Source organism: Mycobacterium numidiamassiliense, assembly GCF_900157365.1.
Taxonomy (GTDB): domain Bacteria; phylum Actinomycetota; class Actinomycetes; order Mycobacteriales; family Mycobacteriaceae; genus Mycobacterium; species Mycobacterium numidiamassiliense.
This window is the reverse complement of the sequence record NZ_FUEZ01000003.1, coordinates 1,688,674-1,703,412: the sequence shown is the minus strand read 5'-3', so window position 1 is coordinate 1,703,412 and position 14,739 is coordinate 1,688,674. Positions and strand designations below refer to the sequence as shown.

General features: G+C 66.9%; 15 protein-coding genes. 10 read left to right on the top strand and 5 right to left on the bottom strand.

Translation table 11 applies throughout. From position 1 onward, the window contains the following. The gene (locus tag MNAB215_RS07960; RefSeq protein ID WP_425436412.1) at positions 1 to 1,242 is read right to left on the bottom strand and encodes an MFS transporter; all 1,242 of its coding nucleotides are present in this window, start codon (positions 1,240 to 1,242) and stop codon (positions 1 to 3) included. A 308-nt stretch (positions 1,243 to 1,550) separates the two neighbouring features. On the opposite strand from MNAB215_RS07960, the gene MNAB215_RS07955 reads away from it, so the two are divergent. Together MNAB215_RS07955 and MNAB215_RS07950 are read left to right on the top strand one after the other, a co-directional pair. Further along, positions 1,551 to 1,787, top strand: a complete 237-nt coding sequence (locus MNAB215_RS07955) for a hypothetical protein (protein WP_083746034.1) — start codon at positions 1,551 to 1,553, stop codon at positions 1,785 to 1,787. A gap of 12 nt (positions 1,788 to 1,799) precedes the next feature. Next, positions 1,800 to 2,804: a hypothetical protein gene (locus MNAB215_RS07950; protein ID WP_083746033.1), complete on the top strand. Its 1,005-nt coding sequence runs from the start codon at positions 1,800 to 1,802 to the stop codon at positions 2,802 to 2,804. A 3-nt stretch (positions 2,805 to 2,807) separates the two neighbouring features. On the opposite strand, the gene MNAB215_RS07945 is transcribed toward MNAB215_RS07950, so the two are convergent. Continuing rightward, positions 2,808 to 3,389, bottom strand: a complete 582-nt coding sequence (locus MNAB215_RS07945; RefSeq protein WP_165691534.1) for a DUF998 domain-containing protein — start codon at positions 3,387 to 3,389, stop codon at positions 2,808 to 2,810. A 38-nt stretch (positions 3,390 to 3,427) separates the two neighbouring features. Further along, entirely contained in the window at positions 3,428 to 3,913 is a 486-nt protein-coding gene (locus MNAB215_RS07940) for a hypothetical protein (RefSeq protein WP_077078210.1), read from the bottom strand. 199 nt (positions 3,914 to 4,112) lie between these two features. Here MNAB215_RS07940 and MNAB215_RS07935 point away from each other — a divergent pair, with 199 nt between their 5' ends. Both MNAB215_RS07935 and MNAB215_RS07930 read left to right on the top strand, forming a co-directional pair. Continuing rightward, positions 4,113 to 5,063: an alpha/beta fold hydrolase gene (locus tag MNAB215_RS07935; protein WP_131829090.1), complete on the top strand. Its 951-nt coding sequence runs from the start codon at positions 4,113 to 4,115 to the stop codon at positions 5,061 to 5,063. A gap of 54 nt (positions 5,064 to 5,117) precedes the next feature. After that, a complete protein-coding gene (locus MNAB215_RS07930; protein ID WP_077078512.1) occupies positions 5,118 to 5,924 on the top strand; it encodes an adenylate/guanylate cyclase domain-containing protein in 807 nt (268 codons plus the stop codon). Between the two features lie 8 nt (positions 5,925 to 5,932). Here the strand turns inward: MNAB215_RS07930 and MNAB215_RS07925 are convergent, their stop codons facing one another. Next, the gene (locus MNAB215_RS07925; protein ID WP_077078511.1) at positions 5,933 to 6,886 is read right to left on the bottom strand and encodes a 2-hydroxyacid dehydrogenase; all 954 of its coding nucleotides are present in this window, start codon (positions 6,884 to 6,886) and stop codon (positions 5,933 to 5,935) included. A gap of 74 nt (positions 6,887 to 6,960) precedes the next feature. Between MNAB215_RS07925 and MNAB215_RS07920 the strand changes: the two genes are divergently transcribed. Further along, on the top strand, positions 6,961 to 7,821 hold the full coding sequence (locus MNAB215_RS07920) for an alpha/beta fold hydrolase (protein ID WP_077078208.1): 861 nt from the start codon (positions 6,961 to 6,963) through the stop codon (positions 7,819 to 7,821). Here the strand turns inward: MNAB215_RS07920 and MNAB215_RS07915 are convergent. Then, positions 7,818 to 9,035, bottom strand: a complete 1,218-nt coding sequence (locus tag MNAB215_RS07915; protein ID WP_077078207.1) for a GNAT family N-acetyltransferase — start codon at positions 9,033 to 9,035, stop codon at positions 7,818 to 7,820. The two genes, MNAB215_RS07920 and MNAB215_RS07915, sit on opposite strands and share 4 nt — an antisense overlap. Before the next feature lie 187 nt (positions 9,036 to 9,222). Between MNAB215_RS07915 and MNAB215_RS07910 the strand changes: the two genes are divergently transcribed. From MNAB215_RS07910 to MNAB215_RS07890, 5 genes are all read left to right on the top strand, one after another. Further along, a complete protein-coding gene (locus tag MNAB215_RS07910) occupies positions 9,223 to 10,308 on the top strand; it encodes an LLM class flavin-dependent oxidoreductase (RefSeq protein WP_077078206.1) in 1,086 nt (361 codons plus the stop codon). A 262-nt stretch (positions 10,309 to 10,570) separates the two neighbouring features. Continuing rightward, positions 10,571 to 11,776, top strand: coding sequence for an LLM class flavin-dependent oxidoreductase (locus tag MNAB215_RS07905; RefSeq protein ID WP_077078205.1), 1,206 nt, complete (start codon positions 10,571 to 10,573; stop codon positions 11,774 to 11,776). A 17-nt stretch (positions 11,777 to 11,793) separates the two neighbouring features. Then, complete coding sequence (locus MNAB215_RS07900; protein ID WP_077078204.1) at positions 11,794 to 13,179, top strand: NtaA/DmoA family FMN-dependent monooxygenase; 1,386 nt, start codon at positions 11,794 to 11,796, stop codon at positions 13,177 to 13,179. Positions 13,180 to 13,184: 5 nt separating this feature from the next. Next, the gene (locus tag MNAB215_RS07895) at positions 13,185 to 14,309 is read left to right on the top strand and encodes an LLM class flavin-dependent oxidoreductase (RefSeq protein ID WP_077078203.1); all 1,125 of its coding nucleotides are present in this window, start codon (positions 13,185 to 13,187) and stop codon (positions 14,307 to 14,309) included. Positions 14,310 to 14,336: 27 nt separating this feature from the next. Next, on the top strand, positions 14,337 to 14,735 hold the full coding sequence (locus MNAB215_RS07890; protein ID WP_077078202.1) for a VOC family protein: 399 nt from the start codon (positions 14,337 to 14,339) through the stop codon (positions 14,733 to 14,735). The last annotated feature ends 4 nt before the right edge of the window (positions 14,736 to 14,739 follow it).

Genomic DNA, 14,739 nt, shown 5'->3' with positions numbered 1-14,739 from the left:
TCAGTTCTGCCGGTGGCTGTCTCGTCGTAGCCGCGCAGCTCGACCGACCGCTGTCGCCGCCGCCAGCGCCGCCATCACACCCAGGATGATCATCGACGCGTGCGCCGAACCGAGCGAGCTCAACAGCATCGGTAGGCCGAAGCCGATATAGCTCACGGTATAGAAGGCCCCGGTTAGCGCACCGCGAAGATGTTGCGGCGCAGCGGCTTCCAGGTCAATCAGGCCCTCGCGAAGCACCAGCCCGGATGCGCACCCGAGGACCACCATGAGCGACACACCCACGCCCAACGGGATGGGCTGCGGTGCCGCCGCGGTTGCCGCATAGCCGAGCGCGGCCAGCACCGCTCCGGTGGTGCCGGCTTGCGGTCCCCAGCGCCGCGCGCGGGCGACCAGCTGAATGATCCCGCTGACGCCGTTGGTGATCAGCGCAGCGGTCCCGGCGGCCAGGGGAGCCGCCAGGGGAGTGTGCATGTGGGTAGGGATTGTGACGAATGCCAGGGTCGCCGAGGCAAACGCCCAGGGCGCCAACGGTATCGCCCAACTCAATGCCCGCGCGACGCCCTGATCCGCCGCCGACTCCGGCTGGGGACCACTCGGGGTTATCGGTGCGTCCGTGGCCACGCGCCGGGCGGCCAGGACCGTCACGGCCGCCGCCGCGATGACAATGACGGCAGCGACGAGGAACGACACCCACACCCCGGACGCTCCCATCGACGCGATCGCGCCCGCGGCGAAGGGCCCGACCGCGAAACCCGCGGTCAGGACGGCCCCGGCGACGGCTGCTCCGGCGGGCCCTTTCAGGTCGGAGGCCCACGCGGTACAGGAGCTGATGACCAGGCCCACCCCCAGTCCCACGACCAGGCGGCCCACCAGCAGCACATCCGGACGCTGCGACATCAGCATCGCCAGCGTGCCGGCCAGATTGACGATCGACCCGACCCAGGCCACGGGTCGACGCCCGACCGCATCCGAGGTACGACCGCCGATCAGCAGGCCGGGCAGTAGCCCGAGCGCGTAGACACCGAAGACGGCGTCGAGCGTGCTGCGACTGAGGTGCTGTCGTTCGCTCATCGCCGGGATCAGCCCGGCGAAATGGTTGGCCGCCCAGCCCGTCGCGAGCAGGAGTGCCAACAATCCGGCGAACAGGCGCTGGTTCGCACCGGGTCTGGCTTGCCCGTCAGGCTCATCGGTCATGACGGCGTCCCGTCGCGTTGGACCGATTGTCACATTCGACGAGGCCACAGGTCCCTCCTCACTTGATCTGCCAAACGACCCACACGCGCGGGAATGACGGCGCCGTCCAGGGAGTTATTCCCGCCAGTTCCTGATGCGAATCACAGTTGTCACGTGCAATGCGTTGTTGGCGAGGCGATCTCGCGAGGTCAGGCTGGTGATGTCGGCTACGTATTGCGGCGGTCACCGCAGGAGTTGAACCCCTCGGCGGCGTTCACCGTCGTGAGTTACAGGACGCCTGAACACATCACGCGACGCTGCGCGGTGGGTGAATCCGCCGCAATGGCGGTAGGCGATTTCGGGGAGGGTACGGAAAAGTGACACGCACCACCACTGCAACGGCAACCACCACGTATCTGCGGGCGCTGGGGCCCCTGGAACGCTTCTTCTGGCGTTACACCGAACGCAACCCAGCACATTTTCTCCTGGCTGCCGAGTTCGATATCGCCCTCGACGCGCAGCGGGTACGGGACGCGCTCGATGCCGCACAGCGCCGACATCCGATGTTGTCAGCGCATGTGGAAGACGATCGGCACCTGGGTCCTGCGTTTTAGCGGGCCGACACGGTGCCGCCGATCGATCTGACACTCCATCGCGACTATGCCCAGGACTGGCAGCTGCTCGCGGCCGACGAGCTCACGCGGCCGTTCGGCCGTCTGGCCGCCCCGTTGATGCGGGCAACTCTTGCCACTCAAGGGACGACATCGACCTTGCTGCTGACGTTCGACCACGTCGTTGCCGACGGGATTTCGTCGGTGTTGGTACTCAACGACCTGCTGGCCGCGCTCAACGGCGAAGCGGCGATACCACTACCACTGCCGATGTCGTTGGAAGACTTGGTGACTCGTGAGCTCGATGCATCTGGCGCCGATGAGGTGTCCCTGGACGCCGACGACCCGCGCATGGCCGTGCCGAGCTCCATCCGTTCCTTCGACGGCACACCGCCGTACGTGCACAGGATCGAGATGACCGGCGACGAGACCGCGCGCATCGTTGACCGCTGTCGTCGGGAACAGACGACGGTGCACGCCGCGATCGTGGCGGCCGCCTCCCGGGTACGTGGCGCCGAATTCGGTGAAGAGTTCGTCCGCACCTTCAGCCCGATCAATATCAGGGAGCTCGTCGGCCAAGGGCCGAATTGCTGCTTGTGCATCGCCAGCGCACGCACAGGCATGGAGCCGGCGGCTGGCACCGATTTTTGGACGCAGGCGCGCGAAATCACCCGGGAACTGAGCGTCGCGCGATCGGCGGGCGCGCAGGTGATCGGCTCGACGATCGTCGAGCAGCAGCTGCCCGTCGACGCCGACTACGCCGCCGCGGAACAGTTCTTCCGCGCCGGGCTGCCGTTCGAGCTGATGGTGACCAACCTGGGTGTGCGAAACTTCGCCGATTTTGGACCGGTGCGGCCGCGGGCCATCTGGGGTCCGATCGTCCTGTCGCAGGTCGACAAGGAGTACGTGACTGGAGTCGTCACCTACGATGGCCGGCTGCGCATGGTCTCCTGCGGGCACACACCCACGAGCCGATTCCTCGAAGGAGTGCGTGAGATGCTCACGGATGATGCGCCGTAGTCGCTAGCCGGCCTCTCCAGCGGCCCGGCGTCGGGCGGTCAGCAGGTAAACGGCAGTAGTTAACTGCCACAAGATGATCGAATAGACGCTTGCGCGTTCCCACATCCCGTCGGGCAGCAGGTTGGTTTGCGATGTCACCGAATTGATCAGCAGCATAAGCAGACTCAGCAGGCCGAGCGCCGCGACCAGTATGGAGATGCGTCGATACCAGCGCCAGCCGTCCCCCGTCGCGATGACCGCGGCTCCCGCCAGGATGGCGGTGTTGCCTCCGACGATCGCCAGCGCCGCGCCGGCGCGATGCACGTTCCCGCTGTGCACGGCCCCTATCACGATGTTGCCGATCGAGTTCGCGCCGATCAGCCCCAAAAAGGCTCGGGCCCTGGGGCTTTCGGGGATGCCGACAATCAGCCCCGCTCCGAGGATAAACAGAATGCCCTGCAGGTAGAACGCCGCTTGCATCAGGTATGAACGCGGGGAGACCGCGCTGACCCCGAGGTCGCTGATGTAGTTGCGCGCATAGCTGTAAGCGGGCACAACTCCCGCGGCCGCGACGGCCTCGAGGATGAGATACCCGACGGCCGCCACGACCCAGAGCACTGCGCCACGCCGGGCGGCCAAGACAGTCAACCTCCCCGGCGATCGGCGTATGCCGGACCGGTGGGGAGCAGATGTCTGTCCACGAGTTTGTGCCACCGGCGCTGGCGGTACCGGTAGATTCCCACGGCCGCCTTGGCGACGACGGGGGTCAGCGCGCTGGCATCGATGTCCACGGTGTCGCTGTAGCGGCACCGGGCCGGCGAAATCGGCTCGACGTGCAACGTGTGATTCCACGCCCGCAGAAAACCACCGTGCTCGTGGGTGCGCACGTGCCGGGCGTCGTCATCGACGTCGATCACCTCGATCGTGTGGCGCGAGAACGGGACGAGGTGAAACAGCCAGAGCCAGGCCGTGCCGATCTCGCCCGCCCGCATCGGCTCGGTGCGTCCGACCAGTGCGGGGATACCGATCAAGCCGCGACAGACATAGTTGAAGGACGCCGGATGGCAGATCGCCGCCCAGACCCGATCAGCATCGGTTGGTAATTCCGTTTCGACGTGGATTGTCTGCACGGATCTCCGCCTTTCGTAAGGTGCCAGGCCAGAGCACTAGTATGAGTAATTACTCGCCCACACCGGTCGAGATCGCACCGTTCGAGAACGAGTTGGTCGCCATGCTCACCAGATACCTGACCGGCTGACCGAGACCGCACTTCACGCAACGCCGCAGCCGGTTCGACGTAATCGTGTGGCGCGGCCGCACAATGACGCGATGCGGGCAGTGTGGCACGTCGGGCGCCTTCGTCGATTGTTGGCGACCACCGTCGTGCTGCTCGCACTGGTCGGTTGCGCCGGCCGACACCACAGCGGCGAGGGATCGGACTCGTCGGGCGACTTTCGCGGACCGATTGACGTCGGCAACGGGCGGCATATTTATCTGGAATGCCGCGGAAAAGGAAGTCCGACAGTCATTTTGGAATCCGGCTATCACAACTCGTCGGATCCGTGGAGCCAATCCGACGCCGATGCGCCCGCTGTAGGCCCCGCCGTGCTGCCCGCCCTGGCCGGCGCCCACCGCGTCTGCGCCTACGACCGGCCCGGCACGTTGCGGAATTCCGACCCGCCGACTCTCAGCGACCGCAGTTCGCCGGTCGCGATGCCGCGCACCGCGCAGGACGTCGTCGGCGACCTGCACGCGTTGCTTGCCGCCGCCCGTCTTCCGGGCCCGTACATCCTTGTCGGGCACTCGCTGGGGGGTCTGTTCGCCCGGCTGTACGCGCAGAGCTACCCCGATCAGGTGTGCGCGGAGGTCTTCGTCGATGCCTTCGGCGTCGAGATACCGAGCCTGCTGGGCTCCGACTGGCCCGCCTACCGGCAGGCGTTGGATGCACCGCTGCCGCAGTTCGCCGATTCGTCGTCCTTCGAGGTGATCGACATCGACAAGAGCGTCGCGCAGGTCGCCGACGCCCCGGTGTTCCCGCCCATTCCCATCGTCGTGCTGACGAGGACCGAGCCCTTTCTGATTCCCCCGAACGTTGCGCCCGAGCAGGGGGCGAGGCTGGAGCAGGCTTGGCGCGATGCGGCCTTGGATCTCGTCGGGCTGCGACCGCAGACGCCACACCTCATCGCGACCGGCAGCGACCACTTCATCCAGATTCACCAACCCGACCTGGTGACGGCCGCCGTCGCCCTGGCCACGCAGCGGGCCGCCCCGCCGCACTGACCGTCATACTCTGCTCATGGGGGCAGCCGCGGCGGCGGAGAACGAACGATGACCATGACCGTGCTGATCGCGTTGGTTGCGGTGATCGAACTCGGCGGAATCATCGCCCTCGGAGTCCTGCTGATCGTGTCGCGACGCCAACTGAAGGGGGCCAGGGTCGCGCTCGAGCGCAGCCGCACCCGCCAGGGCATCCGGCGCCGGCGTCGCCGCGGTGTTGCGCCGTTTGCGATCAGGACGGCTTTCAAGACGGCCGATTCGCTGATTACCAAGGGCCTTGGGGCCACGGTGCGAAACTCGGTCGAAGACCTCGCGGGCTGGGCCCAGGTCGAGCGTCCCGACCTCGCCCGGCTGACCGCTGACGGCGATGTCGTGATTGCCTTCTCCGACATCGAGGATTCCACGGCGCAGAACGAGGCGTTGGGTGACCGGGAATGGGTGAAGGTGCTCGAGCGGCACAACAGGCTCATTCAAAACCGTGTCGACGACCACGGTGGCCACGTGGTCAAAAATCAAGGCGACGGATTCATGCTCGCCTTCGCCGACGCCGCGCACGCCGTGTTATGCGGGATCGATGTGCAGCGAGCGCTATTCGAAGACGCCGAGCGCTGGGAGGGCATACGCGTCCGCATCGGCATCCATGTGGGACCTTCGGTCAGACGCGGCGACGACCTCTTCGGGCGCAACGTCGCGATGGCGGCTCGCGTTGCGGGCCAAGCCGACGGTGGTGAGATCCTCGTCAGCGAATCGGTGCGCCACGCGATCGACGGCCAGCCCGACATCGAGTTGTGCGCGCCCCGCGAGGTCGAACTCAAAGGTTTTGAGGGAGGCCATAATCTGTATCCGGTCAAGCTGCCCCATTGACCGGCGAGTCACTTGCGCGGGCGCAGTACCGGAGTCACCAGCTCACCGGTGTTCAGATAGCTGTCGAGGTTGGCAATCGCGAGCCGTGCCATCGCCCGGCGGGTCCGCGCCGTGGCACTGCCGATGTGCGGGAACAGCACCACATTGTCCAAATTGAACAGTGCGGCAGGCACATTGGGCTCGTCGGCGAAGACGTCCAGCCCCGCTCCGGCCAGCCCACCGCCCGCGACCAGCTCCACCAGCGCCTCCTGGTCCACTACACTGCCGCGGGCGATGTTGATCAGATAGCCCTCCGGCCCCAGTGCCTCGAGCACGGTGCGGTCGACGAGGTGGCGGGATCGCGGGTCGCCGGTGGTGGCGACGACCAGAATGTCGACCGACTCGGCCAACTCCAACGGTGATGCCGCATAGCGATACGGCGACCCCTCAATTCGGTGGCGGTTGTGATAGGCTATGGCACAATCGAATCCGAGCAGCCGGGTGGCGATGGCCGAACCGATGCGGCCCAGGCCCAAGATGCCGACCTGAAGGCCATTGACGTCGCGACCGTAGGAGAACCGGCCCTCGCTCGCCCAGCGGCCCGCCCGCACGTAGCGGTCGGCAGCGCCGAAGCGGCGCAGGGTCATCAGGATCAGCCCCAGCGCGGTGTCGGCGACGGTGTCCGACAGGACGTCCGGCGTGTTGCTCACGCCGATACCGCGATTGCCGGCCGCCTCCAGATCAATCGAATCCACACCCGCCCCGTAGTTGACGATCGCTTCCAGGTTGGGCAGGGCCGCGATGGTGTCAGCGTCGATGCCAAGGGGTGGCGCCGATGTCAAGACCACGCGTATGTCGGCCGCATGCTCGGCGAGGAAGGGGGCCCGCGTAGGCCCGTCGGGAAGCTGGGGGATCTCGTAGCGCGAGAACAGTTCTTCTTCGAAGGTCGGTTCCAACCGGCCGATTCGCAGCACGTCGTGCATCGTGTTGATGGTCACGCTTGCATCATTCCCCAAATCATTTCGAAAGGCACCGCTAATTCGGCGACAATGAGTGCATGGATGCTCCCCGGGCAGGCGAATGGATCGACCAATGCGAGACGCTGATCAGCCGCAGGGGACACCGCATCGCCTTTCGCCGCCGGGGCCACGGGCCGACAGTGCTTTTGCTGCACGGATTTCCGACCTGGTCCTACGACTACGCCGACATCGCCACCGAGCTTGCCGCCGACCACGACGTGGTTACGCTGGACTTCCTCGGCTACGGCGCCTCGGATAAGCCCAAACCCTACGACTACTCCGTTGCCGAATCAGCAGATGTCGTCGAGGATTTGGCAGCACATCTCCAGCTGGACTCGGTTCGCCTGGTTGCGCACGACTACGGTGGCATCGTCGCCCAGGAGCTCGTCGATCGAGTAGCCGCCGGCAAGCTCGGGTTCGGCATTTCCAGCCTCGTCATGTTGAACTCCGGGATTGTCTACAGCGCCTACCGCCCTACTCGGTTACAGCGGTTGTTGATCGTGCCCGGGGTCGGAAAGCTGATCGCCAGCCGGGTCACCGCCGGGCGCCTTCGCACCGGGCTCGACGCGGTCCGCGGAGCAGCGCTGACCGACACCGAGCTCGAGGACCTCTGGTACGGAGTATCGCTGCGCGACGGCCACAAGCTCGCGCATCTGCTGATCCGTTACAACGCCGAACGCGCCATTCATCACCGTCGCTGGGAGCAGGCCCTGGCGGACTGGGATGGTCCGTTGCACCTGGTGTGGGGGCTCGACGATCCGGTGTCGGGACGCCACGTCCTCGAGCCGGCCATCGCGGCCCTCCCTCACGCCGAGGTGACGAAACTCGAAGGTGTGGGCCACTATCCGCAATCCGAAGCTCCGCAGGCCGTCGCGGCCGCTATACGCGGGCCTGGCTAGAAGAAGGTTCCGGCGTAGGGCGCCTCGGGCACCGCGAACAGTTGGTCGGCTACCGCCAGCGCCGCGGGGTCCTCGGCGTGTGCCAGACCGGCGACGGCGAGGTTGCGCCAGGTGGCTCCGCCGAGCAGGACCGCGCCGAGCCCCTCGATCCCGACGTTCAGCTGGGCCGCCCGCTTCGAGGTTTCCACCCCGTCGCCAGTGACGATGAAGGTGGCCGAATTGGACTGCAGCAGTGGGTCGTTGACGGCAACGGTCACCGCACCGTTGCCGACGTATCGGCGGGCGCCCAGCGCAGCATGGGCATCGACGACGCGCAGCCATGTTTCGTCGTGCACCGCGGTAGCCCGCATGGCCCGCCGGTCGACAAGCAGCCAGGGCAGCGGATTGTCGAGCGGGAGCATCCAGAACGTCACGCGATGAATCAGATCCAGCTCGAACAGAAATCGAAGTAACCCGACACAGGCGTCGATCGTGGGCGCGAAGAAGTCCTCGACGACGATGGTGCGCTGGTCGCTGACAAACCATGCTTGGGTATCGATGGGGCGGTAGCGGGCGAATCCCGTCTCGGAGCCGGGCTCGCCGTGGACAGCGATATATGAAGCCCCAGGCGTCGATTCGGTCCGCAGTCGCACGCCTCGCCACCACACCGGGGGACGGCCGATGGTTCCCGCCCGAGACGAACGATTGGCGTCGTAGACGCGGGGCAGGATTTCCCATGCCGCGGCTGCATCGAGCAGCCGCACCGGACCGCCGGCTGGGACGTCGGGACGGAATGCGGCCCGCGCTGTCTGAACCTCGACCGTCTGTGCCGAACTCGCGACGCCGTAGCCGTATCGCCCGTAAATCGTTGCCTCCGATGCGCGCAACGAGGCGACGATCTCACCGCGCTGGGCAAAGTCGCGCAACTGATGATGTACCAGCGCCGTCGCGATGCCCTTTCGGGTGAACGAGGGCAGCACCCCGACATGTGTGACCGCGGCGTGGTTCACGACGGCTCCGCCGGGCAGGGTCAGCGTGCTCGTCACGGCATCCGCGGTGCCGGTCAGTTGTCCCGCGACGAATGCGCCGACGGTGCGTCCGGGCTCGAGCAACGTGGTGATCTGGCCGGGTGCCAGATCGGGCAGCGGCGGAATGCCCACCATCGCGGTGCGAAACACCTTCGCGGCGGCGATGAGGTCGTCCTCGGCGTCGAGAACGCGGATCTCGGTGGTCATAGGGTCATCATGTCGCGCGCCCGGCCAGGGGCCGCCCGCGGCCCGGCTGATCGGATTCTGTCCAGAAAGCACGCAGCTCGCGAAACCCGCTGGGCAAAGATACTCCGCACATCCCGGCAAGGAACGGGTTGAATCCGCTCGGAATCCAACTTGTCCTCGGCCCGCCGGGCACCTAGCTTGGCGAGAGATGTCTGCGAGATTTTTCTGGTTTCTGCCCACCACCGGGGACAGCCGCTCGATCGTCGGCGGCTCCCACGCCTCGGCCAACCGTGATATCCCGAGCGGTTACCGCGCGCCGAGCCGTCGCTACCTGGCCGAGGTGGCTCGCGCCGCCGACCGGCTGGGCTTTGAGGGCGTGCTGACGCCGACCGGCACCTGGTGTGAGGACGCGTGGCTGACCTCGGCAGCGTTGTTGGCCGAGACCGAGCGGCTGAAATTCCTGGTCGCGTTCCGTCCCGGACTGGTGCCCCCCACGCTGGCCGCGCAGCAGACCGCGACGTTGCAACGATTTTCCGAAGGCCGGGTGCTGCTCAACGTGGTCAGCGGCAGCGACGACGCCGAGCAACGCCGATTCGGCGATTTCCTCGGTCACGACGACCGCTACGGCCGCACCGCCGAATTTCTGAAGATCGTGACGTCGGTATGGACGCAGGAGTCGGTGAATTTCACCGGGAAGTACTACACGGTCGAGGACGCGCGGGTTTCGGCACCGCCGAATCCGTTGCCGGAGATCTACTTTGGTGGTTCCTCGGGGCCCGCGCTGCCGATCGCGGCCGAGTATGCCGACGTCTACCTGACCTGGGGTGAACCGCCGCAGGCGGCGGCCGCCAAGATCGAGAAGGTGCGGGCCGGGGCCGCCGCGCGAGGCCGCAAGGTCCGGTTCGGGATTCGGCTACACACCATCACCCGTGACACCTCGGCGGCGGCCTGGGCCGTCGCCAACGAGATGCTCGCCGAAATCAGCGACGAGCAGATCGTCAAAGCCACTGCGCTGCACGCCAAGTCGGAATCCGAGGGACAGCGACGCATGACGGCGCTGCACGGCGGCCAGGTCGACAAGCTGGAGATCTACCCGAATCTGTGGGCCGGGGTGGGCCTGGTGCGTGGCGGCGCCGGCACCGCGCTGGTCGGCAGCCATCAGGAAGTCGCCAACCTGATCAGCGAATACCATTCGCTGGGCTTCGACGAATTCATCCTGTCGGGTTACCCGCACCTGGAAGAGGCGTATTGGTTCGCCGAAGGTGTACTGCCGCTGCTCGCCAAGGCGGAATAACGGCGCTCGGTGCGGAGTTTTTACTCGCGGTGATTTAAGCAGCGCCGCCGCATATCGGACGGTGCGAGGCGTGTAGGTGGCGATTTGTGCCACGGCGCGGCCTGCTAGGGGTCACTAGCATGTGAATTGCGCGGTGAGAGTGGGACGGAGTCGACGATGCGGTCAGCACAGTGTTGTCAGCCGCCCGCACCGCAAGTGTGCGCGGCGGCCATTTCCGCCTGATCGGGGACTCCCCGCGCCAACTACGAAAGCGGTTCTGCTCATGGCTGATTCGTCCAGACCCATCCGTCTGGCTGTGGCGTTAGACGGCGCCGGGTGGCATCCGGCGGCCTGGCGCGAAGCCGACGCCCGTCCGGATGAGTTGTTCGGAGCAGGCTACTGGGCCGATCTGGTTGCCGAGTCCGAGCGCGGATCCCTGGATTTCGTGACGATCGAGGACGCGCTGACGCTGCAGTCCGACCACCCCTTTGAGCCCGACGAACGAGTCGATCGTGTGCGCGGCCGACTGGACGCCGTGCTCGTCGCCGCCCGTGTCGCGCCGCGCAGCCAGGGAATTGGGCTGATACCGACGGCGATCGTGACGCACACCGAGCCGTTCCATGTGTCGAAGTCGATTGCCACCCTTGACTATGTCAGCGCCGGGCGCGCGGGCGTCCGGGTGCAGGTCTCGGCGCGTCCCGATGCTGCGGCGCATTTCGGGCGCCGCACCACGCCACGTCTTCCCGGCGACTGGAGCACCGATGCGGACGCGCAGCAGCAGATCAGCGAATACTTCGCTGAGGCAGCGGATTACGTTGAGGTGCTGCGCCGGTTGTGGGACAGCTGGGAGGACGACGCCGAGATCCGCGATGTCGCCACCGGGCGATTCGTCGACCGGGACAAGCTGCACTACATCGACTTCGAGGGTCGGTGGTTCTCCGTCAAAGGGCCGTCGATCACGCCTCGTCCGCCGCAGGGCCAACCCATTGTCGCGGCGCTCGGCCACGGCGGTGCCTCTTACCGGCTCATCGCCGAGGCCGCCGACGTCGGCTTCGTGACCCCGCATGGCGCCGCCCAGGCCGCCGACGCGGTCGCCGAGATCGGCGCGCTGAGCCGGGCGGTGGGCCGCAGCCCCGACACGTTGCACCTCTTCGCCGACCTGGTGGTGTTCCTCGATCGCACCCCGCAGGACGCCCAGGCCCGCAAGCGTCGGCTCGACGACCTGCTCGGGACCGAATACCGCAGCGATGCAGAGGTTTTCGTGGGAACTCCGGCGCAGCTGGCCGACCTGCTGCAGGACTGGCACGCCGGGGGCCTCTCCGGGTTCCGGCTACGCCCGGCCAAGCTGCCGCACGACCTGGTCACCATCACCGAGTCGCTGGTACCCGACCTGCGCCGGCGCGGGGTGTTCCGCACCGGCTACGACGCCAAAACCCTGCGCGGCTCGCTCGGGCTCGGTCATCCCGCCAACCGCTACGCGACCGCCTGACCTACCGAGGACACCCAATGAGTAAGCCCATCAAGCAAATTCATCTGGCGGCGCATTTCCCGGGCGTCAACAACACCACGGTGTGGAGCGATCCGGCCGCCGGCAGCCACATCGAGTTCAGCTCGTTCGCGCAATTCGCCCAGACCGCCGAGCGTGGCAAGTTCGACTTTCTGTTCCTCGCCGAGGGATTGCGCCTTCGCGAACAGGGCGGTCAGATCTACGACCTGGATGTCGTCGGCCGCCCCGACACCTTCACCGTGCTGGCCGCGCTCGCCGCGGTCACCGACCGCATCGGGTTGACCGGCACCATCAATTCCACCTTCAACGAGCCCTACGAGGTGGCGCGCCAGTTCGCCTCGCTCGATCATCTGTCCGCCGGCCGGGCCGCCTGGAATGTCGTGACCTCGTGGGATGCGTTCACCGGAGAGAACTTTCGCCGCAGTGGCTTCCTGGCCGAGGACCAGCGCTACGAGCGGGCCAAGACCTTCCTGCAGGCCACCCGCGAACTGTTCGACTCCTGGCGCGGGGACGAGATCGTGGCGGACAAAGCGACCGGTGTCTTCCTGTCCGATCCGCATGCCGGCGAATTCGCGCACCGGGATGCACATTTCGACATCCATGGCCGGTTCAACGTCCCGCGAAGCCCGCAGGGACGGCCGGTGATCTTCCAGGCCGGTGACTCCGACGAGGGCCGGGACTTCGCCGCCGCCGCGGCGGATGCGATCTTCTCGAGGCACAGCACCCTGGGGGCCGGGCAGTCGTTCTACGAAGACGTCAAGGGCCGCCTCGCCCGCTACGGCCGCCGCCGCGAGGAGCTGCTCATCCTGCCGGCCGCGACATTCGTGATCGGCGATACCGACGCCGAGGCCGACGAGATCGCGCATCAGGTGCGGCTCGCGCAGGTGTCGCCGCAGACGGCGATCAAGTTCCTCGAGCAGCTGTGGAACCGCGACCTGTCCGACCACGACCCCGACGGCCCGCTCCCAAGCGTGGACCCCGTCGTGGGGGAGAACACCATCTCGCGCGGCCGCGCGAGCGTCCGCATGTTCCGCGACCCCCTCGCCATCGCCAACGACTGGCGAGCCAAGGCCGAGGCCGAAAATCTGACCACCCGCGAGCTGATCGTCGAGGTCACCGGACGCCAATCGTTCGTCGGATCGGCCGAGACCGTCGCCGCGACCATCAACGACTTCGTCCAGGCCGATGCCAGCGACGGCTTCATTCTGGTTCCGCACATCACCCCCGGCGGGCTGGATCCGTTCGTCGACCAGGTGGTGCCGTTGCTGCAGGAGCGCGGTGTGTTCCGTGCCGACTACGCCGGCACCACCCTGCGCGAGCACCTGGGTCTGGCAGCGCTGCCGGCGCCGCGGCGATCCGGCGCCTCGACCGAGGTGGCGTCGTAAGTGCCATGACCACTCCGCTGAACGTGCTCGACCTCGTCCCGATCTCGTCGGGCTCGACCGCGACCCAGGCCCTGCGGAACAGCATCGACCTGGCCAAGCGCACCGAGGCCCTCGGCTACGCGCGCTACTGGTTCGCCGAGCACCACCTGAACCCCGGGGTGGCCGGGACGTCTCCCGCGGTGGTGCTCGCGCTGACCGCGGCGGAAACCTCGACGATTCGGCTCGGCTCGGGTGCCGTACAGATGGGGCACCGCACGGCGCTGGCCACGGTGGAGGAATTCGGTCTGCTCGATGCGCTGCACCCGGGCCGGTTCGACCTCGGCCTGGGGCGCTCGGGCGGCAAGCCGCGTGAGCCGGTGCGGGTGGCGTCGGCCGCCAGGCAGCCGGTGGTCGACGGCCGCGCACCCAACGGGCTGGTGATTCCCCAAAGATTCGACCCGACACCACTTTTGAAGTCGCCGCGCTTCGCGTTGCACAAGGCGTTGCTGCAGCTGCCGGGGGCGCAATCGCAGGACTACACCGAGCAGGTCGACGACATCCTGGCGCTGATCGCCGACACCTACCGTTCCGACGACGGCGAAGAGGCGCACGTCGTGCCCGGCGGCGGCGCCGATCTGCAGATCTGGATCCTGGGCAGCAGCGGCGGGGAGAGCGCCGTCGCCGCCGGCAACAGGGGCCTGCGGTTCGCCACGAACTATCACGTCGCCCCGGCCACCGTCCTCGAGGCGGCCGATGGCTACCGGGAGGCGTTTCGGCCCTCGGCCGAGCTGGACCGACCCTATGTCGCGGTCTCCGCGGACGTCGTGGTCGCCGACGACGAGGCCACCGCCCGCCAGCTGGCGGCGGGGTACGGACTCTGGGTGCGCAGCATCCGCACCGGTGCGGGTGCGATCCCGTTTCCCACCCCGGCCGAAGCAAGGACGCACACGTGGAGCGATGCCGACCGCGAGCTGGTCGCCGACCGTGTCGAGACGCAATTCGTCGGATCCGCAGGGCAAGTCGCCGATCAGCTGGAGCGGTTGCGCGACGCCACCGAGGCCGACGAGCTGATCATCACGACGATCACCCACGATCACGAAGACCGGGTGCGTTCCTATCAGCTGCTCGCCGACGAGTGGGCGCGCCGCTAAACCCATCGCTTGGCGGATACTGATGCGATGCTGGGACACCTAGGCGTCAACGTGCCTGACCTCTTGAGGGCCAAGCGCTACTACGATGCGTTCATGCCCCTCGTCGGGTTCGAGCCGTACTTTCACACCGCGCAGGAATTCTCCTACAAGCCCGCCGACAATAAGCCGGGCACCTATCTGTTCTTCTACCCGGCGTCCGAGACAGGCGACTACTCGCCAGAACGAATCGGACTGCAGCACTTGGCTTTCATCGTGCGCCGCCGGTCATCGGTGCATGCCGTGCACGACCACGTCATACAAGTCGGGAGCGATGTGATTCACCCGCCTCAACATTTTCCGCAATACCCCGGCCACTACTACGCCACGTTTTGGTACGACCCCTTCGGTTTCAAGCTAGAAGTGGTGTGTCACCACGACCGCGACTGACGAC

What these genes read in the sequence shown, in the direction of transcription:
- MNAB215_RS07935 (WP_131829090.1), top strand. Translation starts at nt 4,113, where the DNA reads ATGCGGGCAGTGTGGCACGTCGGGCGCCTTCGTCGATTGTTGGCGACC.
- MNAB215_RS07930 (WP_077078512.1), top strand. Translation starts at nt 5,118, where the DNA reads ATGACCGTGCTGATCGCGTTGGTTGCGGTGATCGAACTCGGCGGAATC.
- MNAB215_RS07925 (WP_077078511.1), bottom strand. Translation starts at nt 6,886, where the DNA reads ATGCACGACGTGCTGCGAATCGGCCGGTTGGAACCGACCTTCGAAGAA.
- MNAB215_RS07920 (WP_077078208.1), top strand. Translation starts at nt 6,961, where the DNA reads ATGGATGCTCCCCGGGCAGGCGAATGGATCGACCAATGCGAGACGCTG.
- MNAB215_RS07915 (WP_077078207.1), bottom strand. Translation starts at nt 9,035, where the DNA reads ATGACCACCGAGATCCGCGTTCTCGACGCCGAGGACGACCTCATCGCC.
- MNAB215_RS07910 (WP_077078206.1), top strand. Translation starts at nt 9,223, where the DNA reads ATGTCTGCGAGATTTTTCTGGTTTCTGCCCACCACCGGGGACAGCCGC.
- MNAB215_RS07905 (WP_077078205.1), top strand. Translation starts at nt 10,571, where the DNA reads ATGGCTGATTCGTCCAGACCCATCCGTCTGGCTGTGGCGTTAGACGGC.
- MNAB215_RS07900 (WP_077078204.1), top strand. Translation starts at nt 11,794, where the DNA reads ATGAGTAAGCCCATCAAGCAAATTCATCTGGCGGCGCATTTCCCGGGC.
- MNAB215_RS07895 (WP_077078203.1), top strand. Translation starts at nt 13,185, where the DNA reads ATGACCACTCCGCTGAACGTGCTCGACCTCGTCCCGATCTCGTCGGGC.
- MNAB215_RS07890 (WP_077078202.1), top strand. Translation starts at nt 14,337, where the DNA reads ATGCTGGGACACCTAGGCGTCAACGTGCCTGACCTCTTGAGGGCCAAG.